Origin of the sequence: Streptomyces canus, from assembly GCF_030815415.1 — a bacterium.
Lineage (GTDB): Bacteria > Actinomycetota > Actinomycetes > Streptomycetales > Streptomycetaceae > Streptomyces > Streptomyces canus_F.
On sequence record NZ_JAUSWW010000001.1, the window covers coordinates 798,560 to 820,621 of the forward strand.

At 68.2% G+C, this 22,062-nt stretch carries 23 protein-coding genes and 2 pseudogenes; 12 read left to right on the forward strand and 13 right to left on the reverse strand.

Annotated elements, in window-relative coordinates; translation table 11 throughout:
• Nucleotides 1-333: 333 nt before the first annotated feature.
• The 3 genes from QF037_RS03760 to QF037_RS03770 form a co-directional block, all read right to left on the reverse strand.
• Nucleotides 334-549, reverse strand: a complete 216-nt coding sequence (locus QF037_RS03760) for a hypothetical protein (protein WP_307021758.1) — start codon at nt 547-549, stop codon at nt 334-336.
• 136 nt (nt 550-685) lie between these two features.
• Nucleotides 686-1,105 carry a VOC family protein gene (locus QF037_RS03765; RefSeq protein ID WP_307021760.1) on the reverse strand — a complete coding sequence of 140 codons (420 nt, stop codon included), beginning with the start codon at nt 1,103-1,105 and terminating at the stop codon, nt 686-688.
• A 196-nt stretch (nt 1,106-1,301) separates the two neighbouring features.
• Nucleotides 1,302-2,339, reverse strand: coding sequence for a hypothetical protein (locus tag QF037_RS03770; RefSeq protein ID WP_307021762.1), 1,038 nt, complete (start codon nt 2,337-2,339; stop codon nt 1,302-1,304).
• Between the two features lie 758 nt (nt 2,340-3,097).
• On the opposite strand from QF037_RS03770, the gene QF037_RS03775 reads away from it, so the two are divergent.
• Nucleotides 3,098-4,246 carry a serine hydrolase domain-containing protein gene (locus QF037_RS03775; RefSeq protein ID WP_307021764.1) on the forward strand — a complete coding sequence of 383 codons (1,149 nt, stop codon included), beginning with the start codon at nt 3,098-3,100 and terminating at the stop codon, nt 4,244-4,246.
• Nucleotides 4,247-4,386: 140 nt separating this feature from the next.
• On the opposite strand, the gene QF037_RS03780 is transcribed toward QF037_RS03775, so the two are convergent.
• From QF037_RS03780 to QF037_RS03790, 3 genes are all read right to left on the reverse strand, one after another.
• The gene (locus tag QF037_RS03780) at nt 4,387-4,917 is read right to left on the reverse strand and encodes an SMI1/KNR4 family protein (RefSeq protein ID WP_307021766.1); all 531 of its coding nucleotides are present in this window, start codon (nt 4,915-4,917) and stop codon (nt 4,387-4,389) included.
• Nucleotides 4,918-5,020: 103 nt separating this feature from the next.
• Nucleotides 5,021-5,824 (reverse strand): PAQR family membrane homeostasis protein TrhA, encoded by an 804-nt coding sequence (gene trhA / locus QF037_RS03785; RefSeq protein ID WP_307021768.1) that lies wholly within the window; start codon nt 5,822-5,824, stop codon nt 5,021-5,023.
• A 62-nt stretch (nt 5,825-5,886) separates the two neighbouring features.
• Nucleotides 5,887-6,219, reverse strand: coding sequence for a MerR family transcriptional regulator (locus tag QF037_RS03790; protein ID WP_307021770.1), 333 nt, complete (start codon nt 6,217-6,219; stop codon nt 5,887-5,889).
• Between the two features lie 1,452 nt (nt 6,220-7,671).
• Between QF037_RS03790 and QF037_RS03795 the strand changes: the two genes are divergently transcribed.
• Entirely contained in the window at nt 7,672-8,337 is a 666-nt protein-coding gene (locus tag QF037_RS03795) for a LysR substrate-binding domain-containing protein (protein WP_307021773.1), read from the forward strand.
• Between the two features lie 143 nt (nt 8,338-8,480).
• On the opposite strand, the gene QF037_RS03800 is transcribed toward QF037_RS03795, so the two are convergent.
• The gene (locus QF037_RS03800) at nt 8,481-8,690 is read right to left on the reverse strand and encodes a hypothetical protein (RefSeq protein ID WP_307021775.1); all 210 of its coding nucleotides are present in this window, start codon (nt 8,688-8,690) and stop codon (nt 8,481-8,483) included.
• A 464-nt stretch (nt 8,691-9,154) separates the two neighbouring features.
• Here QF037_RS03800 and QF037_RS03805 point away from each other — a divergent pair, with 464 nt between their 5' ends.
• Nucleotides 9,155-9,952, forward strand: coding sequence for an arsenate reductase/protein-tyrosine-phosphatase family protein (locus QF037_RS03805; RefSeq protein WP_307021777.1), 798 nt, complete (start codon nt 9,155-9,157; stop codon nt 9,950-9,952).
• Nucleotides 9,949-10,368: a VOC family protein gene (locus QF037_RS03810; RefSeq protein ID WP_307021779.1), complete on the forward strand. Its 420-nt coding sequence runs from the start codon at nt 9,949-9,951 to the stop codon at nt 10,366-10,368. The genes QF037_RS03805 and QF037_RS03810 overlap by 4 nt, the downstream gene beginning before the upstream one ends.
• Before the next feature lie 117 nt (nt 10,369-10,485).
• Here the strand turns inward: QF037_RS03810 and QF037_RS03815 are convergent, their stop codons facing one another.
• Nucleotides 10,486-11,109, reverse strand: coding sequence for a beta-propeller fold lactonase family protein (locus QF037_RS03815; protein WP_307021781.1), 624 nt, complete (start codon nt 11,107-11,109; stop codon nt 10,486-10,488).
• Between the two features lie 178 nt (nt 11,110-11,287).
• A complete protein-coding gene (locus QF037_RS03820) occupies nt 11,288-11,536 on the reverse strand; it encodes a hypothetical protein (RefSeq protein ID WP_307021783.1) in 249 nt (82 codons plus the stop codon).
• Nucleotides 11,537-11,665: 129 nt separating this feature from the next.
• On the opposite strand from QF037_RS03820, the gene QF037_RS03825 reads away from it, so the two are divergent.
• The 3 genes from QF037_RS03825 (at nt 11,666) to QF037_RS03835 (ending at nt 14,245) form a co-directional block, all read left to right on the forward strand.
• A complete protein-coding gene (locus QF037_RS03825) occupies nt 11,666-11,944 on the forward strand; it encodes a polyprenyl synthetase (protein WP_307021785.1) in 279 nt (92 codons plus the stop codon).
• A complete protein-coding gene (locus QF037_RS03830; protein WP_307021787.1) occupies nt 11,934-12,989 on the forward strand; it encodes a polyprenyl synthetase family protein in 1,056 nt (351 codons plus the stop codon). Before QF037_RS03825 ends, QF037_RS03830 begins: the two co-directional genes overlap by 11 nt.
• Before the next feature lie 98 nt (nt 12,990-13,087).
• Nucleotides 13,088-14,245, forward strand: coding sequence for an oxygenase MpaB family protein (locus tag QF037_RS03835; protein ID WP_307021789.1), 1,158 nt, complete (start codon nt 13,088-13,090; stop codon nt 14,243-14,245).
• Between the two features lie 540 nt (nt 14,246-14,785).
• Here QF037_RS03835 and QF037_RS03840 read toward each other — a convergent pair.
• Both QF037_RS03840 and QF037_RS03845 read right to left on the reverse strand, forming a co-directional pair.
• A complete protein-coding gene (locus QF037_RS03840; RefSeq protein WP_307021791.1) occupies nt 14,786-15,286 on the reverse strand; it encodes a hypothetical protein in 501 nt (166 codons plus the stop codon).
• Nucleotides 15,238-16,488, reverse strand: a complete 1,251-nt coding sequence (locus QF037_RS03845) for a hypothetical protein (protein WP_373463660.1) — start codon at nt 16,486-16,488, stop codon at nt 15,238-15,240. Before QF037_RS03845 ends, QF037_RS03840 begins: the two co-directional genes overlap by 49 nt.
• A 40-nt stretch (nt 16,489-16,528) precedes the next feature.
• Between QF037_RS03845 and QF037_RS51440 the strand changes: the two are divergent.
• From QF037_RS51440 to QF037_RS03855, 3 genes and pseudogenes are all read left to right on the forward strand, one after another.
• Nucleotides 16,529-16,739 (forward strand): annotated as a pseudogene (locus QF037_RS51440) (ATP-binding protein); the annotation flags it as partial.
• 30 nt (nt 16,740-16,769) lie between these two features.
• Nucleotides 16,770-17,138 carry a hypothetical protein gene (locus QF037_RS03850; RefSeq protein WP_307021793.1) on the forward strand — a complete coding sequence of 123 codons (369 nt, stop codon included), beginning with the start codon at nt 16,770-16,772 and terminating at the stop codon, nt 17,136-17,138.
• 62 nt (nt 17,139-17,200) lie between these two features.
• A pseudogene (locus tag QF037_RS03855) lies at nt 17,201-17,469 on the forward strand (zinc ribbon domain-containing protein); the annotation flags it as partial.
• A 190-nt stretch (nt 17,470-17,659) separates the two neighbouring features.
• On the opposite strand, the gene QF037_RS03860 reads toward QF037_RS03855, so the two are convergent.
• Nucleotides 17,660-18,493: an NAD(P)H-binding protein gene (locus tag QF037_RS03860; protein WP_307021795.1), complete on the reverse strand. Its 834-nt coding sequence runs from the start codon at nt 18,491-18,493 to the stop codon at nt 17,660-17,662.
• A 1,062-nt stretch (nt 18,494-19,555) separates the two neighbouring features.
• Nucleotides 19,556-20,026, reverse strand: coding sequence for a DIP1984 family protein (locus QF037_RS03865; protein WP_307036967.1), 471 nt, complete (start codon nt 20,024-20,026; stop codon nt 19,556-19,558).
• A 760-nt stretch (nt 20,027-20,786) separates the two neighbouring features.
• Here QF037_RS03865 and QF037_RS03870 point away from each other — a divergent pair.
• Nucleotides 20,787-21,239 carry a DUF5707 domain-containing protein gene (locus QF037_RS03870; protein WP_307021798.1) on the forward strand — a complete coding sequence of 151 codons (453 nt, stop codon included), beginning with the start codon at nt 20,787-20,789 and terminating at the stop codon, nt 21,237-21,239.
• Nucleotides 21,240-21,352: 113 nt separating this feature from the next.
• Nucleotides 21,353-21,913, forward strand: a complete 561-nt coding sequence (locus QF037_RS03875) for a hypothetical protein (protein ID WP_307036969.1) — start codon at nt 21,353-21,355, stop codon at nt 21,911-21,913.
• Nucleotides 21,914-22,062 lie beyond the last annotated feature (149 nt).

Sequence of the window (22,062 nt, forward strand, 5' to 3'; positions counted from 1 at the left end):
GCCCGGCCATCGACCGCAACCCGCTGCCGACGGCACTTGCCATCCGCGGCCACGGGCACCCGTTGGGCGGACTGCGCCGCGGCGAGGTCCTCGGCCTCCGGCTGGGCGATCCCGCCGGGAGAGCGCCGCGTCTTCATCAGCGAGGGCGGAACTCGCGGATGCGACCAGGTTCTACCAGGAACGGTGCCCACCAACACTTCGCTTCGCCGCTGCCGCGACCTGCAATCCAGGCGCGGAGATGGCCATGCCGCACCAATCGCGCTGTTGCCGAACGGGTGACGGCTGCACGGAGTCGGTAGGACTCGTCTCGGGCATGCCGGGTTCCGTGTCCAACTACTCGCTCACGGTGTTCGTCTTGCGCATCTGGCCGGCGAGGCAGTACGGCTGGCAGCCGAGATGCCGAAGTGCCGAGACAGGGGCGACCTGGAAGCGAGAGGCGGGCAAGCCCGCGTCGCGTTGGAAGCCTTCGTCGCAAAGGCAGCCGACGTCATCACGAGCACAGGTCAGCCACGCCATCACACCTTTCAACGGCCCCTCGATATTGGCCACTTGGCCCTACCTGGTCGAGCAGCTACGCATGACGCCTCGAAGCGGCCCAACCCCCGCTCGCCTGCAGGTACGGCCATGAGGCGGGGCCACTGCAGACCGTCATCAAACCCCTACAGGCGTCGGCGGTGGCCAAATCTCACTTTCGTTCAGGTGAGTTGATCGCGACAAGTTCGACTTCGAAACCGTCGTCGTTCTCCAGGTAGGCGGCGTAGTGCCGGCCGCCGCCGGCGTAGGGATGCCGCTCGGGAAACATCAGGTGCCAGCCGTGCTGGACGGCGTTGGCGACCAGCTTCTCGACCGTGGCGGCGTCTTCGACGTGGAAGGCCAGGTGGTTCAGCCCTGGGCGCAGGCGATCGTGGTCTTCGGCGGTGAGAGCCGACGACTGCTCGATGACCAGGTAGGTCGCCCCGAGCCGCCAGCTGCGTCCGCCTTGCCAGCTCTGGAAGAGGGCATACCCCAGCGCTTCCAGCAGCCAGCCGAGAGAAGCGAGCGCGCGATGAATGTCCGGCACCCACAGCTCAAGGTGATGCAGCATGCCGTGCGACGGCCGGCTCATACAGCGATCACCTCAGGACGCTCGCGGTTTACGGGCTACCTCAGCCAGCTTCACGGGGAGATCAACAGTCGTGCTACGTACACGACCGCACGAAGTGAACCAGAGCCCGACTTCGGACAGCAATTGTCGATCGCCAAGCGGTGCAATGTCGATGTGAACTGACACCCCCCGGCGGCTGGGTTGATGTCTTTCCTATCTATTCGTTGATGTTGGGGTTGCTGCGCAGGATGTCCTCGGTGGTCCGCCAGAGCCGGGGCAGGAACCGGGTCACCTCGTCGGCCCGGTGGATGAGGTCATGGGTGGAGCTGATACCGAGATCGGTGACGGCTGCCTGGAAGGCTGGGGCGAGGGCTTCGTGCAGCTGAGGGGCGTCGGCCGCCAGGATGGTGTGACAGCGGGCGAAAGTCGCGATGATCCAGAAGACAGCCTCCTGGTGGTCGCCTGAGTCGATGAGCCTCTGACTTCCGTCAATCGCGATCGGCCGCGCGGTGGGCGTGATGTCGCTGCTGAAAAAGAACGGGGTCTTCGCCACTTGGACGGTGGCGTCGAACGTCGCGGCGAGTTCACGCAGATGGTGCTGGACGCGCGGCGCGGTCAGATGGGAGCAGCCGAGAAGGTTCAAAAGTTCCGGGTAGAGGCTGAGGTGGCCGTAACCGGTGAGGACCTCACGAGCAGCCAGGTAGCGCAGGCGGATGGTGGGGTTGCGCAGGGCGGCAACCAGGAGGACGTGGCAGGTCACGCCGGTGGGGAACAGCCAAGCGAGCACCTGCTCGTGGAACGGCGCCGAGGTGTCGATCGCGGCGAGGCGGGTTTCGATCCGATGGCGGGCATCCTGGCACCTGCGGCCGACCGAGATCCGGTCGGCGAAGTGGCACGAGATGTGTGCGTGCAGTTTGTGCAGTTCGCCCGTGGGGTCATCGATGATCGCGCCAGTGCGGAAACTGCCGGCCAGGTGGTAGGACGCCAGGACGTCGTCGGCGGAAGCAAGTTCGGTCCAGGGCAGGTAGCTGACTTCCAGCAGGGCGTCCTGGAAGCGAAGTTTCCCTGGCTTGGCCGGTAGGTCCTCCTGGGCGGTGACAACGAAGATGTCGACGTCGGAGGAGGGCGACAGCTCCGCGTCATCCGGCAGCCCGACGGTCGAGCCGCTGAAGTACGCCCCTCGGAAGCCGGCATCGGGTTGGGCGTATTGCGCAACCCATTGGATCGCAGCGGAACGTGCCAGTCCGACCTTCACAGCCGCATCTCCCCGGTGACGTGTGCAAGATCTTTCATTGTTCCAGTAGCTGAGGTCGAAGTGATGAGCTCTGACCGTCTCGTCAACGCGGCCACCGAGCCGAACCGAGCGTTCTTCGACAACTTGGGACTGCCGGCCAGCTGACTCCGTTCATGATCATCACTGGCGATCTCATCGCCCATTGCTGAGCACGACACAGCTCCGCGACGCAGGCCGAATTCCCCGGCGGCTCTGTGAGACCAGGCCGGGCCCTTGTGCTGGCCAGCCAGCTGTCCGCCGCCAAGGACTGGTTGGCCGGGTGCCGTCCGACCCGCAGCGGACGAACCAGCGCGCGAACCTCATAGGCCGTCTGATACGCGGCGAGCCGGGATGCGGTTCTGGTGGTGGAAGGGGCCGGCCATCCCCTCACCGTCCTTGCCCCGGGGCTGGTCGCTGCCCGAGCCGATGCGCGCCGTACTGGCAACACCCCGGCGCTGCTCGCGGGGTGGGCGGTGCTGGTGAAACGGGACGGCTACCGGGCACTGGCCGGTCGGTGGGCCGAGGGCCGCGTCTCCGTACGGAGTCGTCACGGCAGCAATCTGGCCCGGGTGTTCCCGGAATCGAGGACGCCTTCCGCCGACCGCCCGCCGATACGCTCTACGATCCATGGCACGGCACCGTGTTTGAGGAACAACGTCTCCCACTTGTCGACGCCGATGCTTCCCGGCTCGTGCGGGAGTCTGAGCTTTCGACAGCGATCTCCTGGAAGGCAGCCTCACATGACTACCCTGCTCGACTTGCTCGAAGCGCACGTCGGTGCCGGTACGTTGCCGGGAGCGGTTGGCCTCGTGGCCCGGGGCGACCAGGTCGAGGTGGTGGCCGTCGGCGCGCAGGACGCCGGTGACGGCACCCCGATGGCGAGGGACTCCATCTTCCGTGTCGCCTCGATCACCAAGTCCGTCACCGCCGCCGCACTGCTGATCCTCGTGGAGGAGGGCACGGTCGCGCTGGACGACCCGATCGGCATGTGGCTGCCGGAAGTGGCGAAGCCGATGGCCGTGCGCACGCCGGCGAGCCCGGTAGACGATGTTGTGCCGGCCGACCGGCCCATCACCGTGTTCGACGTGCTGGCCTCCCAGGCCGGGTACGGATTCCCCTCCGACTTCACCCTGCCGGCGGTGCAGGAGTTGTTCACGGTGCAAAAGGACGGCCGGGTGCCGAGCAACTTCCCACCAGCCGACGAGTGGATGGCGGCGCTCGGCCGCATCCCGCTGCTCTACCAGCCGGGCGCTGCCTGGTTGTACGACACCTGCTCCGTACTGCAGGGGGTGCTGATTTCGCGGGCCACCGGGCAGCCGCTGCCTACGTTCCTGGCAGAGCGGATCTTCAGGCCGCTGGGCATGGTGGACACGGGTTTCGAGGTGCCGGCCGCGAAGCGGGACCGGTTCACCAGCTTCTACCGGCCAAGCGACGACGGCAGCCTGGAGCTCGCCGACGGCCCGGACGGCGAATGGAGCAGCCCGCCCGCGCTGCCGCTCGGCAACGGCGGGCTGGCCTCGACGGCCGACGACTGGCTGGCCTTCTGCCGGATGCTGCTGGCCGGTGGGGTGGCGGCCGACGGCCACCGGGTACTGTCGGCCGACTCGGTACGCATGATGACCAGTGACCATACGAATCCGGCGCAGCGCAACATCGGCCGACTGTTCCTGGAGGGCCAAGGCTGGGGCTTCGGTGGTTCGGTCGACATCGAGCGGACCAACCCGTGGAATGTCCCCGGCCGCTACGGCTGGGTCGGAGGCACGGGCACAGCGGCGCACATCATCCCGGCCACGGGTACGGTCACCATCCTGCTGACTCAGGTGGCAGCGATGGGTCCGACGCCGGCACCGGTAATCAGGGAGTTCTGGCGGTACGCGGCGGACGCCTGACACGCAGCTCAGAAATCGGAGCGGTCACGCCCGACCAGCGCACCCAAGCAAGATCGTGTTACGAGCCCTTCAATGAGGATCGATGCCGGGCGGAGTTTTACGGCCTGCAACTGCGCACGGCGAACGGGCCTGCCCGGAGACTAGAGATACCCGGGTTCTCCCGTGGCGACGAACCGGGCCAGGGACTGCTCCAACAACTGCAGGAAGTCGCGCAGATCGTCCGCCACTCTGTCGAGTTCAGCGTCATCCAGCGAGGCTGCCCGCGTCCGGTGGACCGAGCCTTCAGGGCCCACGACGTAGGACAGGCCGCCTCCGTTCGATCCGATCACCAGTCCGCACGGCTCTTGGCGTTCACCCGCCCGGACGGCTCCGTAAACCGCGAAGTGCTCAAGGACGTCACGCGGCGGATGGATGAAGTAGCCGTTGCCGACGTCCTCCCAGGAGACTTCGCCGATGCTGCCGTAGAAGGTGACCAGGTCTGCGGACGCCCGGGCTTCGCTGCCCAGAACACGCACCGTCTCTTGATCGCCGTGGTCGGCCAGGCGCATCTGGTTGGTTCCGGGCGGGAATCCGTGCCTGCTCTCGAACTCCTCCGTCATCTCGCCCAGCACGCCCGAGACCGCACGCGCCCACGAAGACAGCCAGGCTGACGACAACGAACGCTCACTCACGAGACCAGATCCTGCCAGGAGTTGCAGACATCCGTCCCCGTGGAAGAGCTGGACCCGGGCGCGAGGGCACCTGGACCCGGCGTCTGCCCGCTGCGTAACACCGTCATGTGGCTGCGAGGAGGATGGCGGTGTAGTGGGCGGTGAAGGCGGCGATGGTCAGGGTGTGGAAGACCTCGTGGAAGCCGAACCAGGCCGGTGAGGGGTCCGGGCGCTTGAGTCCGTAGACGACGGCGCCCGCGGTGTAGAGCAGCCCGCCGGCGGTGACGAGTACGACGACCGCGGTGCCGCCGGTGCGGGCGAAGTCGGGCAGGTTGAAGACGGCCACCCAGCCCAGCGCGATGTAGCACGGGGTGTACAGCCAGCGGGGAGCCCCGATCCACAGGATGCGGAAGGCGATGCCGGCCAGGGCGCCCGCCCACACCACGCTCAACAGCACCAGCCGCCGGCTCCCGGGCAGCAGCAGTACCGCCAGCGGGGTGTAGGTGCCGGCGATGATCAGGAAGATGTTGGCGTGGTCCAGCCGCCGTAGCACCGCCTCCCCGCGCGGGCCCCACGTGCCGCGGTGGTAGACCGCGCTGGTACCGAACAGCAGACAGGCCGACAGCGCGTACACCGAGCAGGCCGCCACTGACGCGCCGGTGCGCGAAACGGCGATCAGGACGATGCCCCCGGCCAACGCCAGGGGGAACACGCCGGCGTGCAGCCAGCCGCGCATCCGCGGCTTCAGCGCAGCCGCCGCCCGCTCCACCCCGCCTTCCAGCCGGCTGGCGCTCTGACCGGCGGCCGGCTGATCGGTCGCGTCGGCAGGCGCGGCAGGCGCGGGGGTGGGCAGGGTGTCGGGCGGGGTGGCGGGGCGGGAGTCGAAGTCCCGTCGGTGTACCGGCGGCTGGGCATCGTCGGCGATCATGCGCTCATATTCCTGATGTGGGCGGGAGAGTGCGGTCTGGTGCTGTCGCCGTGGAGTGCGGGTCAGGTGTTGGCCGGGTGCCGGGGTGCGGTGCGGCGGTATTCGGCGTTGATGCGCTGGGCTTCTTCGAGCTGGTCTTCGAGGATGATGATGCGGCAGGCGGCCTCGATGGGGGTTCCCTGGTCGACAAGTTCGCGGGCGCGTGCGGCGATGCGCAGCTGGTAGCGGGAGTAGCGGCGGTGTCCGCCCGCGGAGCGCAGCGGGGTGATGAGGCGGGCGTCTCCGATGGCGCGCAGGAAGCCCTGGGTGGTGCCGAGCATGTCGGCCGCCCGGCCCATGGTGTAGGCGGGGTAGTCGTCATCGTCGAGACGGCGGTAGGAGTCGTCTGCTGTCATCTGACCTCTCTGGACCACGTGGAGGGCCCTGGCGCCGTACGGCGCCAGGGCCCGAAGGAACTGCTACACCATCTGCCGGCCCTGTTGCTGCGCCGGCCTTGTGTCACCGCACACCCGGCCGAGCTGGGGCCGGGAATGCTGGGATCGCGGTTGCCTGACCGGAGACCACCTCACTATCGATGTCCTGCGGTACCCGGACTCACAAGCCGTCCGGGCGATCCTGATGGCGACCAATTCCTCCGTTCTTTCCCTCTGGGATCAATCACTTACTCAGGGGACTGCGTACTACTGGGTGATGCGACCTGCTCAGCGGCCTGTGACAGCGCCGCGCTTCGGCAGCCAGCCCCGTTCGCCTGTCCTGCGTCTGCTCTGGCTTGGAACCCCACTGCCGAACCTCCCGGTGCGCGCGCCCGCAGCCGACGCCTTCACCGAGGTGCTGCTCACTGACTTCACTGCTGGGTACTGCTCACGGCGGCCCCTGATCACTGCGGGCCACCCGGTCCGGTCGTCAGTCCCGTCACCGTCCTGCAAAAACCCTGGCTTCGGAACTCCACCACCGCACCGCCCTGCGCACTGCAACTACGTACTGCTGCCTGGCAGTTCGTGTCTGCCAGGCCCTGCTGTCCCTCTGGGCTACGAGAGAAACCATAGACAGATCCACCACCGAATGTCTACTCCAGCCAGAACAGATTTCTTTGAACTCTACGGCGAGATAAACGACCGGGCGCGGCGGGGCAGGAGCAAGGCGCCACTACGGCCTCCCCCGGTCGTCGCTCCGGCGGGCCCGGACGGCCTTCGCGCCCGCAGCACCGCAGCCCGCTTGCTCATCCCATCCGGGGAAGCTCCGGTGAGGTGGTGTCGGAGGCTCGTCTGGGCAAGGCCGCGCCAGCGGGATCTGCGCGGGTCGCAGCGCCCGGCTCCCTGGGCGATGACAGGTGCCTTCGCCCCCGGCCCAGTTCTCGTCGCGGCCCTTCAAGCGTCGGTCTGCTGCCTGGTGCGGGCCGCCTGGACGGCTTCGTGCTCGGGGCGGTGGCGCAGGGTCACCTCGCGGCGGCCTTCGACGAGCTGATACGCGGTGACGCAGGTGGGGGGAGGTGCGGCAGTCGGCCGGGCTGGAGCGCACTCGGATCACCGCCAGGCCCCGCTGCGAATGCCGGTGGTCCGCTGTGTGCTGGTGACGCCGCTGGCAGGTCACCCGCTCGCCCTCCCAGTCGACGGCGAAGGAGTCCTGCCCGAACGGGGCGTCGCTCTGGGCCGTGGTGTTGCCGGCCATCTGGCCGGCTTCGAGTACCGGACGCCGGCGGAGGACTTCACCCACGCAACGAGCGGACTGCCGCACGGGCCGCCGCGTGGTGCTCACCGAGGCCGGAGGGGCCCTGCTGCCGCGGGCCAGGGCACTGCTCGTCGGAGACCGACGAGGTCGCTGCGGCTACGGGCCTGACGACCGGGCGTGTGCCCGTCGGGACAATCCAGACCCTCACCTGCGTGGACCTGCCCGCGGAGGTGGCGCTGTTCCACCGACGCCGGCCCGGAATCCAGGTGTCGGTGCCCGACGCACCGGTCGACGAACTCTACGCAGGACCGCGTGCCGACGAGCTGGACCTGGCCTACCTCTCCCCCGATGCCGCCGAGCTTCCCGACGGGTTGGTCGAGTTCGCCTCCTGGCGCGAGGAGCCGGTACTCATCACGGCACCCGGGCACCGCCTCGCACGAGCAGGCCGCACCCTCATCCGGGATCTCGCGCACGAGTCCTTCATCGACTTCCGCGCGGGCACGGGCTTGGAGATCGCGGTACGTAGGCTGGCCGCACACTGCGGGCTGGGGCGCCGGATCACCTGTGACGTGACTGAGATCGGCGTGCGCGTCGCCCTGGTCCGGGCCGGCATCGGGATCGCCTTCGCGCTCCGGCGCATCGGCGAGGAGGCGGGAGTGCCGTGCGTTGTGCCAGGCGGACGAGCAGTGCGTAATCGCCCACCGCCAGTGCGCCGCCTCCCTCGACGACGACCAGACGATGCCGTGGGACTGTCCGCCGAGCCGCCGGTGAATGAGGGAAGCGGGCCGCGAGCGCCGGAACTGCGCAGCGGCATCGAGGATGTCGTCCTCGAAGAGCCCGCTTGACTCGTCCCTTATCCGGCTCGGCCGCACCGCGAGGCAGACAGCCTGCGAAGACTGCTGGGCGGTCAATTCTCCAGCGACCCAACGCCGTCAGACCCAGGGCAGCCCACCGCCACCGAACCCGGCACGGTTCACTGAGAGAGCTGTCACGCAACCAGCTTGATCGAGTTGTACGGCGTCAGTGATCCATGGAACGCCTGGCCTGCAGGAATGGTGACCGTGCAATTTGTGCCGTTGTAACCAAGGCACAGCAGAGCACGGGCTCCCCCGGTCTGGTTGTTCCATACGGTGTGATCGCCGAACTCATTCACAAAGTTGTACGAGCCGTAATAGTAGTAGCGGTGTTCGGATGCCATGCCGACTGGGATCAAAGCCTCGTAGACGCAGACGTTTCCAGGCCGGCAGTCGTCGGTCGCAGGCCCGGGGTTTGGGTCGATCCACATGGCTGTGGCAGGAGACGCAAGCAGCACCGAAGCAGCCAGAGCAGCTCCGACGGCTACTGAGGCGGTGGAAAATCGCACTCTAAAGCGTGCAGCAAGGCCCGTTGACTTCATTCTGATCCCCCGTGTCGCCCGATCCAGTATGGGCCGAACCTAGGCCCGCCGGTCGGGGACCTCAACACTCATTCCAGCCAACTCGATCATGCTTTCTACCCGTGGACACCCGAAGCTTCTTCGCCGCTGCCTGGAAGTCGGGGCCGAAGACGCCGCAGATCGTCCCCTGATTGTGGCCCTGGTACGGGAGGAGACAGTGCGCTTCCTTGCCGACGGCGGCCGAGTTGGTACTGGTCCATCAATCTGCCTTGATGTATTTTCGACGTATGGGATCCCGATCCACGGATGCGGCCGCAGCGCCGCCGGAGTTCGTCCGGCTGGCTGCGCATCCGCTGCGCTGGCGGCTGCTGACCGAACTCGGCGACGGCGACCTGCGGGTCCGTGAACTGGTGGAACGCGTCGGGGAGCCGCAGAACCTGGTCTCGTATCACCTGCGGCTGCTACGCGGCGGCGGTCTGGTCACGGCCAGGCGCAGCAGCTTCGACGGGCGGGACAGCTACTACCGCTTGGACCTGGAGCGTTGCGCCGAGGCGCTGGCGGCCAGCGGTGCCGCCCTGCACCCGGCGTTGCGCCAGCTCCCCTCCCCACCGGGTCATCCGGTCGTCCGCTCGCGAACGCGACGTGTTGCAGTGCTCTTCGTGTGCACCGGCAACAGTGCCCGCTCGCCGATCGCCGCAGCCCTGCTGCACCACCACACCGCCGGCCGTATATCTGCGGCCAGCGCCGGCACCAGTCCCAAGCCCCAGGTACACCCACACACTGTCCAGGTGCTGCGCGAGTCGTTCGGCATCGACCTGCCCGGTCGCCGCACCCAGCACGTGGACGACCTGGTCGGCCGCCGCTTCGACCACGTGATCACCTTGTGCGACAAAGCCCGTGCAGTCTGCCCGGAGTTCGGCTCACGGCGCATCCACTGGAGCATGGCCGACCCGGGCGCCGGCGGTGACACCGGCCAGGCCGGATATGCGGCCTTTCAGCACACGGCGGCAGACATCGACACCCGCATCAAGCACCTGATGCCGGTCCTGAACACCCCCGAGACCGTTGCGAGGTCCGAGCCATGACCACTCACGACGAATACGTCAGTGTTCGCTACCTCGTCGATGACGTGCAGGCCGCCATCGACTTCTACACCGCCCACCTCGGGTTCACGCTGCACTCCAGCGCCGTCCCCGCCTTCGCCGACGTGGTCCGTGGCCGGCTGCGGCTGCTGTTGTCGGGCGCGGCGAGTTCGGGCGCCCGCGTCACCCCGAAGGAACTTGCCGTCGCGGGCGGCAATCGCATCCACCTCACATACGAAGACCTCGATGCAGAGATCGCTCGGCTGCGCAGCGCCGGTCTCTCCTTCCGCAGCGAGGTTGTCTCCGGTCCCGGCGGACGCCAGATCCTGCTGGCCGACCCGGCGGGCAACCTCATCGAGCTGTTCCAGCTCGCCGGCCGGCCCACCTCGCCGGCCAGTCCTGACCGGTCGCGACGCTGACCGCTCCTTCCCTTCGTCCGCCGCGGTGCCTCCGTCGGGCACCCTCAGCACGGACGTCCACACGCGTGACGCCCCGGACGGGATGTCCGGGGCGTCGGGCCGCGGTGGCCGCTTTCCTTACACCGCGGCGATGCCCTCCATACCGGACTCGGCGAAGGCGGGCAGTCCCGTGACGGTGGTGACCTTGACCAGAGATCCGTCGTGTCCGATGCGGAAACCGTCGACCGTGCCGGAGACCGCGTTCTGCACGTAGAGGAACTTCTCGTCGTCAGTCACCGCCAGGTCGATGACCCCCTGCGACTTGGCCGACGGGGGCGCGGCGACCCCGACGTCGTTGGTGAGCGCGAGCCTGCCGCGGGAGTCGGTGCGGTAGCCGGTGACGGTCGAGTTACCGGTGTTGCCGCCGAAGAAGAAGTCTCCGGCACGCTCCAGCCAACACAGCGTGTCCTGACCGTTGGCCAGCGGCCGCTGGACCGCCTTGAGTCGTCCGTCGGCACGCACCTTGTACGTGCTGACCGTCGACTTCTCGGCCTCGGCCACCAGCATCCGCCCACTCCCGTCGAAGGTGATCGCGAACGGCACACCGCCGGCGGAGTCATTGACCGTCGCCCGGTGCGCGGGGCGTCCGTCGCGCCGCATCGGAAAGACCTCGATGGTGTTCGCGGACTTCGTGGTCACCGCCAGGGCCCGGCCGTCCGGGGTGAAGGCGGCCTGGCCGGGCGACCTGCTGAACAACGGCACCTTGTCATTGTCCGGCCCAGGGAGCGGTGCGAGCCATCGAGCGGCTTGAGCCCCTTGGCCGTGACCCTGTAGCCCTGGAGGCTGCCTTCACCGCCCGCGTTCATGACGTAGGCGAGGCTGCCGTGCACCGTGACGGAGGACGGGAAGTCCCCGCCGGAATCCAGAACCTGGCGGTGCGTCAGCTTCTGCCCGTGGACACCTGGAAGGAGGTCACGGTGCCGCTGCCCGCGTTGACCGCCAGCAGCAGCCCTGAGAGATCGTCGTAGACCAGGGAGCCCTGAGAGGCGAGGGAGTCGGTGGGGGCATCGACCTGGTCGCCCCCCGAGCCGCCGGTGGCGTAGTCGCCGGCCGCGCTCAGAGCGCCGTTCTTGCCGCGCTTGAAGACGTGGATGGAGTTGCCGTCGAGTTCGTTGCTTTGGACGAACACAGTGCACGGTCGAGCGGTTTGATCACTCGATCGTGAGTTCTTCCGCCGGCGCCCCCGGTCGGACGCGATGCTCGGAAGGGCGGTGTGCGCCCAGGACTGCCGGGATGTACGACGGGTGAGGGAGATCGCGTGACGCAAGGAGCGGGACGGCGCGCAGGCTTGGACGGGCAGGCACTGTTACTGGCTGCCGGACTGGCCGATCTGGCGGTGAGCACGGTGGGTTCGGTCCTGGGGACAGCGCGTGGGCTGCTGCGCCGGTCGGACGCCGCGGAGTTGGCCGCGGACGCCGAGAACGAACTCGCCACGCGGGGACGTCTGGTACTGGACCGGTACGCGGCCGTGCCCCCGGCCCACTTGGAGATCCTCGCCCGGCGCGCCCTGGCCCGGAAGGCCGCCGGTGGCGTCTGAGCGGTGGGAATGGGCCGCCTTCAAGGCCCGAGTGGACGCGGTGCTGCGGCAGTTCGTCGCCCGGGAGGCCGACGAGTTCGCGGCGTTCGATCCGATGCTCGGCACGGTCGCCGAGAGGCTGGAGGCGGCGGTCGCGGACGGCAAGCGGCTGCGGGCGGCGTTCTGCTATTGGGGCTGGCGTGCGGTGGGACAACCGGACAGTGACGCGCTGGTGCGGGCGGCGGCCTCCATGGAGTTGGTGCATGCCGCGGCGGTTGTGCACGACGACCTCATCGACGACAGTCCGCTGCGGCACGGGCGACCCACAACCCATGTCGCCCTGCGCGGGGCTGTAGCGGCGCGTCCGGACGCGGACACCGCCGCGCGGTCGCTGGCGATGCTGGTGGGGGACCTGCTGATGGCGCTGGCCGGGCAGTTGTTCGCCACCAGCGGTCTGCCCGCCGCGTATCTCACCCGAGCCCGCCCGTTGTGGGCGGTGATGGCCCGTGAGCTGATCGCGGGAGAGTGTCTGGAGATCCTGCGCACCGGATCGGGTCCGGACACCGAGGCGTCACTGAAGGTGATCCGGTACAAGACGGCCAAGTACACCGTCGAACAGCCCCTGTTGATCGGTGGCGCGCTGGCCGGGGCGGGCACCCGGCTGCGCGAGGGCTACTCCGCATACGGGCTGCCGCTGGGCGAGGCGTTCCAGCTCCGGGACGATCTGCTCGGGCTGTTCGGAGACCCCGCGCACACGGGCAAGGCCAATGCCGACGATGTACGCGGTCGTCGGCCCACGGCACTGCTGGCGGAGACCTGGCGCCTCGCCGACGACTCGGAGCGCGACCTGTTGAACTCCCTGCTGGGCCGGGACGACCTGGACGGGGACGGGCTGGACACGGTGCGCGACGTGATGCGCCGGCTGAGGGCGCCCGACCGCGTCGAGGACATGATCAGGGCGCGGGTCGAGGAGGCTCTCGGTGCCCTCCACGAACTGGATCTACCAGCGCACGCCGCCGCCGGACTGACCGCGCTGGCGCATTCCGCGGCGGTACGCCTGTCCTGACCCGGCATCCGGGTCAGGCATGCCCGCGCCGCCCTCTCCCGGGCTGCCGGCCCTGCCGCCCGTCGCGGACGATCCCGACGAAGACAAGGAACCCCGCCATGACCCACACCGACGCATCACTGGACGCCCTGCGGCAGACCGGAGACGAACTCGCCGACAGAACCGTCGCCGAGCTCTTCGAACGCGGGGAGGTGGGCAAGTTCAACACCCTGATGCGCTACGTCTCCACCGCCGGCGCGCCCCTGCCGGACGGACTGCCCGACGTCGCACGCGAGTACCTGGAAGCCACCCGCACCCCGCCGGCCTGGGTGGACTGGGCGGAGATGGAGAAGGCCCGGCTGTTCTTCATCGACAACAACGTGCACATCTCCACCGCGTTGTCCTTCGCCTCCATGCCCGCCTGCTACCTCGTCCCGCACGTGGCGAAGCTGCTGTCGGTCTCCCACGGCCTGAAGTACCCGTCCAAACGGATGGCGGAGACCGGCCAGTTCACCGTCCATCTGATGCAGCCTGACGCGTTCGAGGCCGGCAGCCGCTTCATCCCGGCCGCCCAGAAGGTCCGCCTCCTGCACGCCTCCATCCGCCACCACCTCACCCGCGAGAACCGCTGGGACACCGCGACCGACGGAACGCCGATCTGCCAGGAGGACATGATCGGCGGGCAGATGTTCTTCTCCCTGCTCGTCCTGGACAGCCTCCACCGCCTGGGAATCCACATGTCGACCGAGGGCGCGGAAGCCTACTACTACGCCTGGCGCGTCGTCGGCGCCATGCTCGGCGTAGACCAGGATGCCGTTCCCCAGACCCTCGACGACGCCCGCCAGTTCCTCGACCTGTACATGCTCCGGCACATGGGGCCCTCCGAGGAGGCCACCCATCTGACCCGACAGCTGATCGACCTCTACGAGGAGGTGGTACCCGGCACCTTCTTCGACCCGATCGTCTCCGCCCTCATCCGCCACCTCGTCGGCGACACCTGCGCCGACTGGCTCCACGTCCCGCGCACGTCATGGGACACCCTCGTCAAGGCCGTACCCCATCTCCTCGGCATCCTGGAGACCATCGAGGACCGCTCCCCGCTCGGCGCCTGGGCACTGGACCGCCTCGGCCACCTCACCACGGTCCTTGAGCTGTCCTCCCTCACCCGGGGACGCGTCATGCACTACGCGATCCCCGAAACACTCAAGGAGGACTACGGCATCACCAGCGCTGTGCCCCGTACCCACCGGTGGATCCCGCCGGCAGCCACCGTATGACGATCCGCGCGCAAGCACGTCGGCACCTTCACTGCGTGGACGAGTACGGGCGACGGACGGTTGCCGTGCTCACGGCACACCCGTCTGCTCGGCTCGGTCCAGAAGGGCGTTGAGCTGATCCAGCGCGATGGGGCCCCCACGCCTCACGCTGGGCGGGCTCTACCCATCGCACAGTGATTCGATACCGGGGGACGGGCCCCAGGCAAAGCTGAGCCGCCATGGGAAGCCTGACCAGTCCGGTGACGGCGCAGAGGTCCAGCGGCGGGTGTCGAGGACTCGGACCGGTAGGAGCGAGTGACCAGCCCGATGGCCGAGGGGAAGCGAGCGGACTCCGCCCGCCGCCCTCGAACGCGTCCTCCAGGTCCTTGATGCGGCCCTGCGCAGCGGTCACGACATCAGCGTGTCCGGGTTCGCCCGAACCGCCGTGTCGACCGCACCTTCCTCTATCGCCATCGTGACCTGCTCGAACGCGTCCACGCCGCGGCAATGGCTCGGGCAGAACCGCGGCCGGGAGCAGCTCCTCGCTCCAGACCGATCTGGTCAACGCCCTGGAACACGACATCTGCCTGACCACGCGCGTCCGGCAATTGGAAAAGCACCTGTCCGAGGAGCTGGGCAGGACGGTCTGGGCCGTGCCCGGGCTCGGCGCCCCAGCCGACCCTCGACCGGCTTCAGTGCCGCATCACCCAACCGGAACAGCAACTCACCGACACACAACGCCAATTGGACGAACGAACCGACGAGCTGGACGCAGCCCGCGCCGTCAACCGTGAGCTGACGAGGGCACTGGACCACGCGCTGGAGGGAGCAGGCCCTCCTGCAGCCCGAAGGCCCCCCGCCCTCGATCAGGATGAGCAGACCGACCGCGATCAGCAACAACGGCAGCCGAATACGGCCCCAGCCTGAGAGCCTGGCGATGACCGGACGGGTGGCGAAGAACCTTCCCGCCGACAACCCCGAAATCAGAATCAGAAAGACCACGGCATAGACGCTCAGCCCGCCGACGCCAGCGGTGGCGAACACGGGGACGTAGACACCCATGTTGTCACCACCGTCGGCGAAGATGACCCCGGCGACCTCCCATGCGCTCGAGCCGCCCTCCTTCGCCTCCTCCTCATCCGCGAATGCGCCGGGCGATCCCGGTCGCCCTGCCCATCAGCCATTCGAGCGGCCCCCGCCTGGAAGAAGCGGGACCAGATGGTGGCGAGGACGGTGACGGACGCGATGAAGCCGAGCAGGACGCACAGGGACGCGATGGTCTGGTCTTCTGTGTTCAGGAGCCAGATGGCGACGATGTGGTAGACGTACGCCGTCAGTGACATCGAGCCGACCGCGATGACGGGCCTGGCCAGGCGGCACAGCCGGGGGAAGGCGCCCATGGCGACCAGCCACGCGGTGATCACCACGATCGCCACACCCGTGGCGGCCACAATGGACAGGGTCGCCTCGCTGTGCGGGGCGGAGGCCAGCATCCCGGCGGGGGCGTCGCCGAAGATGCCGATGCTGTCGGGCGATACGGATGACACCGACGACATGCCCGGCCCCTCTTCGGCTTTCCGGACGGCTTCGGCGGCACCGGGTACGAGGCGCAGTGCCAGCCAGGAGCCGCCATAGCCGGTGGCGGCGAGGGCAACGCCGGTGAGGGCAAGGCGTATGCGTACGGCGGTGGCGGCCAGGTCGCAGCGGGCGACCGCTATACCGGCGATGACGAACGGGACCCAGGTCAGGGCCGGATAGCCGCCGGTGAAGAACAGCGAGACGGGGCCATCGGCCTCGCCGTAGGAGAGGAAGACGCGGCCGCCGACCACTGGCTTCAGCGCGTACAACAACTGCGGGCCCACCAGGGCCCAGCCCACCGCGATCAGCGCCAACGGCATGGCGGCCAGCCGGTACAGCGGGAGCACGAGCAGGAAGAACAGCCCGTGGAAGGCGAGGCGCGGCACGACCGGGGTGCCGGTCAAAGTCAGGGCGGTGCCCAGGGCCATCAGGATCACGGCCCGGATGATCACCTTGGCGACGGCCTGGCGGCCATCCAACCCGGCCTTCGGTGTGCGGCGTCCGGCGATGAGGGCGACCGAGAAGCCGGCCAGGACGGCGAACAGAGCGGAGGAACGGCCCTGCGCCAGCTCCACCAGGTAACCGATGACACCGTCCTGGCCCGGGGCGGGGCCGACGTGAACCGCGTACATGCCGAGTGCGCAGTCCACCGGCGGCTCGCCCTCTCCCACAGAGGGGCCGGGCATCCGGTAGTCCTGCCTCGGACTGGCCGCGCGCACCGCCCGCGCCCAGTCTGACGACCTCTACGACCCGTCAGCGAACGACAGGGCCGGTCCCTGATCATCACCAGCAACCGGGCGCCCAGCGGCTGGCATCCCCTCTTCCTCAGCCCCGTTGCGCCGAGTCGCTGCTGGGCCGGCTGATCAACGCAAGCCACCAGGTCATCATGAACGGTCCCACCCAGCGACCCAACATGCATCTCGGAAGGGGAAGTTAGTCTCACAACGCCAACATCAAGGAGGTTCGGATGCTGCAAGGAGTACTGATCGCCGAAAGCCTACGAGTCGGGGCCCAGCTGACTGGGATCCCTCTGCAGATCACCAAATTGTCGCGGGTCGAGATGACGGACCCCGGGGATCATCAGCCACGGCACTGGACACTCCTGGAATTTTCCGCCGAGGAGTCCGCCGCCCAGCGGCTCGCGGATCAGCTCTCTTCCTGCCTCGCCTCATCTGGGGGTTGGTACGCCGACTTCCACACCGCTGACGATACGTTCGTGATCTTTGCCAACAAGGTCTTCCGGTACCCCCGCGGGCAAGCCGAGGGCCGCAGCGAAGCACAGCAATATGGACGCTCCGTCGGCGTCCCCGAGCCGCAGCTGGACTGGCAGGTCTGACCTAGGTCCGCGAGAGCGGGGCCGACTCCAGGCCCCTCAGCCTGGAGAAATTCGAGACCACGCTCAATGAGTCGATCAACGATGCCGGTTGGGGGTGTTCCTGAGGATCCTGCACGCCAAGGCTCAAAGCGCCGGACGGCAAGTGATCGCCGTGGACCCCCGCAACACCTCCCGCACCTGCCCCGAATGCGGACACACCGCCAAGGAGAACCGGCCCACACAGGAAAAGTTCCACTGCCTCGCCTGCGGCCACACCGCATACGCCGACACGGTCGGGGCGATCAACGTTCTACGGGCCGGGCTGGTCCGTCGCAACGCCAGCCCGGCGTAACGAGAAGCCCCCGGCTTCAGCCGGGGAGGAGTCACTCTCAACCACGCGGAGCTGACCATGCCGCGGCTGGTCCCGGCGCAAGCCAACTCTCGGGGCCACTTCAGGGCTCTGGCAGCGATCACGGGGAGCCGTCACGGTCGTTGACCTGAAACCCACGCTCGAGAACGACCGGCACCGACGGGCGGGTCTCTCAACGGAAGATGTCGGCGTTCTCCGCGGCCCACTGCTGGAACGGTCTCGCCGGGAACCCGGTGAGCCGTGCCACCGTGTCGCGCACCATCAACAGCTCGTCATTGACGTCGCCGCCCGTGACGTCGAGCACCGCCTCCGCCGCCTCGGCCCCGAAGACCGCGGCCATCTGGGCGTGAGCCTCCTGCCGGCTGATCTCCTGGAAGGGCACGTCCCGACCGAGTGCTGCGGCGATGGCCTCGACCTGCTGCCGGGGCGTCACCGGCTCCGGGCCGGTCAGGGCATACGTCCTTCCATGGTGACCGGGCTCGGTCAGCGCCACCCGCGCCACCGAGGCGATGTCCGCGGGGTGGATCGTGGGCAACCCGGTATCCGCGTACGGCGCACGCACCCCCGCGCCAGCGCGGATCGACGTCGCCCACATCGAAGCGTTCGAGGCGAACTGCGTCGGCCGCAAAATCGTCCAGGCCATACCGCTGTCCTGCAACAGCCGCTCCACCGTCAGGTTCTCGCCGGCCGGACCCAGGCGCGGATGGGTCTGGACCGTGATGGACGACACCAGCACCACATGCGCCACACCCGCCAGCCTGGCGGCATCCAGGATGTCGGCATCCGAGCCCAGGCGCGACACGAGGAACAGCGAGCGAACCCCGTCCAGAGCGGACTTCAATGACTCCGGGTCCGCGAAATCACCCTCAACGACCTCGGCCCCTTCGGGGAACGCGGCCCGTGCGGCGTCGCGGGTGAATCCTCTCAGCGGCCCCGCACCACCTCCACCCAACTCCCCCAGCAGCGCACTTCCTATGTTCCCGGTGGCACCGGTCACGAGGATCATCAGCGCGTCCTCCTGTCATCAGACGATCAACTCGAAGACACGCTAAAAACTCAACCGCACTTCAGGTCAAGGAAAACTCCCCAGCCCTCCCCCACCGCCAGCAATACCCCCGAACACCCCGGCACTTCACGCCGGAGACTGCTCCCCTCTGAACTTGTTCCTCAAGGTCTGAGCCTGGTGAGTCCTTCGGGGAAGGGGCGTCCGTCTCTCCTACTACAGTCCGGTTCGTGACCGATGCTGCCCTCCGCACTGCTGCGGATGACGATGCGCTTCTGGATAGGCTGCGCGCCCACGCAGCGGGCGCGGCGGATGGTGTCCCGCCAAGTGGTGTAGAGGACCTAGCCATTTGAGCCCGAATGCAGCTCACCACCACCTGGCGCACGAGCGCCAGGATCCGCTCCCGATGCTGCTCTCGGCGGTTGACGCCGATCCGCGGCAACGCTTCCGGGGCACCGGACCATGCCCTGCGGAGTCCCGAACTCCGCACCTCTACCCCACTGCGCGGGACACGATCGCGCGGCGGGCGTGGTGCCCTCCGCTGGCTGTCTCCCGGACGAGCTCTTTCCGCCACTCGCGATGGCCGAGGTCGAGTGGCGGAACGCAAGCTCGGGTATCGGCTGCCCTCGCCGCTCCGCTCCGCTCCGGCGCATCTACACCGAAATCGGTGACGGGGGGTTCGGGCCCGAAGGCGGCCTGGCCTCGCTGACGCCGCACCGAATTCCGCACTGGAATGCAGCGACTTGCCTTGCGCAACAACCATCCACGCCGAGCGCCCGGGACGGAGGCCGGCGGCGTCGTGGTTCTTCCTGACGGACGTCGGCTGCACCATGGTGATGTGGAAAGCCCCGAACCCGCCCTCGCTGCCTCGGATCTGCACGTGGTGATGTGCTGTGCGATGTGCACTATTACCTGTACGCGGTGCTGAGCTGCACTGTTCGTTGGGGAATCGAACCCCCGCGTTGCTCTTCACGCGCCAGGAGTGGGCTGGAAACCGCCAGCCCTCGGTGTGTGCACGCCTCCGAAGCAGCTACCTGCTCCACACATTCCAGCTTGCTGGACTCCTCAGTCCAGCAAGTCGACCTCCCAGTTCGTACGCTGGATCCGCACGTCGACCTCGCGGATCTCCCGGGCGACGGCATCCGCCTGACCGCGCAGTTCCGCGACCGGAAGCGCTGAAAGCATCATCAGCTCGGACCGGAGCTGTCGGCCATATCCCCGCTCTCCCGTACCCGCCGCCGCGTCCGCCGCCGCGGTGAGCACAGAGTGACGCAAGCGCAGGACGTCCCGGCGTGCGAGGGCATCGGTGAGCGTGCCGTCCGCACCCATCTCCACAGCGGCATTGGTCCGGTTGATCCGCCGGATCAACGTTTCCAGAGCCTCCAGCACCTCACCGGCCTCAGCCAGCAGCTGAGCTGCATCCTCGGCGGGCGTCTCCCCTTCCTGGTACCGCGCACTGCTGACGACGCGCGCTCTCAGCTGTTCTACACGGCGCGTCGCCTCCGCACGTTCTGCCAGCGCCTCAGCAAGCTTCACCGTCTTCACCTCCCCCTCCATGAGCCCGCACGAGTATACGAGTGCGAACCGGCTCATACGCATCTGGGTTTCGATCCGCCACAGCTCTGACCAGCCACGGGAGTGAGAGCGGACAGCCACTCAGAGCGCCGGGGAAAGGAATCCGACAGCGCAGCGAGAACGACTGGAGACGGCCGTGGTCCGCCCCACCGCGGCCGCAAGCACCTCCGCGCCTTCAACGTCGTGGCTGTCGAACAGCCGGCCACGGCCAGGCGACTTCCCCGCCGAGCTCACGTCGCGATCGGTCGGTACTGCAGAGCCTCATCGACGATCTGCGGCCATCAGAACTCTGCGAACGATCTCAATCCCATGGTCGTGACCGGTCATCGCGTTGAAGGCGCTGACGTCACCGGTCACTACGCGCCCCACCCACAGCCGCGCCCCGGAAGTGGGGCAGAGCCAGCGGGACGTAACCGCCGCCAGTGGCCATGCGCCCGCGGAGGAAGGGGGAATCGTCCCAGACGCGGACGGCGCTCCCGTGCGGCGCGGGCGCTCCCACTCGTGCAGCGTTGGCGTTGCGCCCGTGTGCCAACTTTGCGCTCCAACTGCTCCGCAGAACGATCCTGCTCCTATGACACACGGCGGCCCGGACGGGCCCTACTCAGACCGGAGTTGAGTACGTCTGCTCATACCCCAAGCCCGGCGCGCGGCCAGTATTGGTGCAACGGCGCAGCCCAGAGCGTCGGTTCACCGCACCGGATTTCGAATAGGGGAATTCCTCATGTCTCGACGTGTCGTTCTGTCCGTAGCCGCTGGTGTCGTCGTCCTCGGAGGTGCCGGAGCCTACGCCCTCGCCTACGCCGGAGAGCAGCCTCCCGCCATCGCGCACAGCGCCGCCCGGTACACCACCCCCGCCGAGGACCGCAGCGGCTCGTTGACCTTCACCACCGACGTCACGGCCTCCTCCGGCGTCAAGGACGTGAAGGTCCTGGCCTGGCCGGCGAACTCGTCCTTCGCCAAGCAGGGGCTGACCGCCAAGGACATGGCCGCCGTCGAGTCGGCCCACTGCAAGTCCTCCGGTGGGGACACCGTGCGCTGCACCTACAAGGTCGCCGTCACTCGCGAGGAAGCCGACGCGTCCCCGCGTGGTTTGTGGCACGTCGCCGTCCTGGCCACCGCCAAGGACGGCGACACGACGCTGGACACCAAGGCGGCCGACTTCAACGTCGGCTGATCCCGACGCGGACGTCTTGGCTTTTCGCTGCCTCCCGCTGACACGGCCTCAGCCCCCGTGACAGGGTGCGGTGATCGGATTCGGCAGACGAAGGGGCTTCCGTGGAAGTACAGATGTGGGACGCGCTGGTCAAGGTGGCGAAGAGCGCCTACGCCGCCGGCCTGGGCGAGGGGGCGGTGCCGCGCCCGCTCATCATGCCGCTCGTCGGCGGCGAGCTGGTCGGGATGATCTGGGCCCGCCCTCTCAAGGTCGGCGAAGACGCACTCACCGGGATCGCGCAGCTCTCGAACATCGCCGCGGCAGCCCGCGCGGACGAGGTCGTTCTCACGTGGGAGACCCACGACGTCGCCACTGCCTGCGAGCTGCCCATCGTCGGCCCGGCCCCGTGCCTGAACATGGTCCTCGCCACCCCCGACCAGCATGTGCTGCACCAGTTCCCCTACACCGAACAGCTTCTGTCCCGCAGCCCCGAGGGCTGGGCATCAGTCGCTCCCGACTGGCTGCCGACCCCCGCACCGCAGCCCGGTGCCGAGCTCGTGCCACCGATTCAAGCCGCAGTGAACTACGCCTTCACTCCGATCGAGCTGAACCACCCCGACCCGTTCGGCGTCACCGTCGTACTGATGGAAGAGGACGGCTACCGGGTACGCCTGACCGAAGCGTTCACCCGCTGATCAGGCGCAGCATCACAACGGCACTGCCGTGGAGCAGATGATCAATTGGGGCCAGATCCCGGCACCGTCCACGGCTTCGCCATGTCCGACACCCATGGCTTGAACTCCGTCGCGCTGCGGCTTCACAGGACCGAGTGCGCCCAGCAATC

Coding starts and splice junctions, on each gene's coding strand:
- QF037_RS03775 (WP_307021764.1), top strand. CDS start 3,098: ATGACTACCCTGCTCGACTTGCTCGAAGCGCACGTCGGTGCCGGTACG.
- QF037_RS03840 (WP_307021791.1), bottom strand. CDS start 15,286: ATGGGTGTCTACGTCCCCGTGTTCGCCACCGCTGGCGTCGGCGGGCTG.
- QF037_RS03870 (WP_307021798.1), top strand. CDS start 20,787: ATGTCTCGACGTGTCGTTCTGTCCGTAGCCGCTGGTGTCGTCGTCCTC.
- QF037_RS03850 (WP_307021793.1), top strand. CDS start 16,770: ATGCTGCAAGGAGTACTGATCGCCGAAAGCCTACGAGTCGGGGCCCAG.
- QF037_RS03875 (WP_307036969.1), top strand. CDS start 21,353: ATGTGGGACGCGCTGGTCAAGGTGGCGAAGAGCGCCTACGCCGCCGGC.
- QF037_RS03845 (WP_373463660.1), bottom strand. CDS start 16,488: ATGCCCGGCCCCTCTGTGGGAGAGGGCGAGCCGCCGGTGGACTGCGCA.
- QF037_RS03860 (WP_307021795.1), bottom strand. CDS start 18,493: ATGATCCTCGTGACCGGTGCCACCGGGAACATAGGAAGTGCGCTGCTG.
- QF037_RS03765 (WP_307021760.1), bottom strand. CDS start 1,105: ATGAGCCGGCCGTCGCACGGCATGCTGCATCACCTTGAGCTGTGGGTG.
- QF037_RS03790 (WP_307021770.1), bottom strand. CDS start 6,219: ATGACAGCAGACGACTCCTACCGCCGTCTCGACGATGACGACTACCCC.
- QF037_RS03810 (WP_307021779.1), top strand. CDS start 9,949: ATGACCACTCACGACGAATACGTCAGTGTTCGCTACCTCGTCGATGAC.
- QF037_RS03835 (WP_307021789.1), top strand. CDS start 13,088: ATGACCCACACCGACGCATCACTGGACGCCCTGCGGCAGACCGGAGAC.
- trhA (WP_307021768.1), bottom strand. CDS start 5,824: ATGATCGCCGACGATGCCCAGCCGCCGGTACACCGACGGGACTTCGAC.
- QF037_RS03805 (WP_307021777.1), top strand. CDS start 9,155: ATGGGATCCCGATCCACGGATGCGGCCGCAGCGCCGCCGGAGTTCGTC.
- QF037_RS03800 (WP_307021775.1), bottom strand. CDS start 8,690: ATGGCATCCGAACACCGCTACTACTATTACGGCTCGTACAACTTTGTG.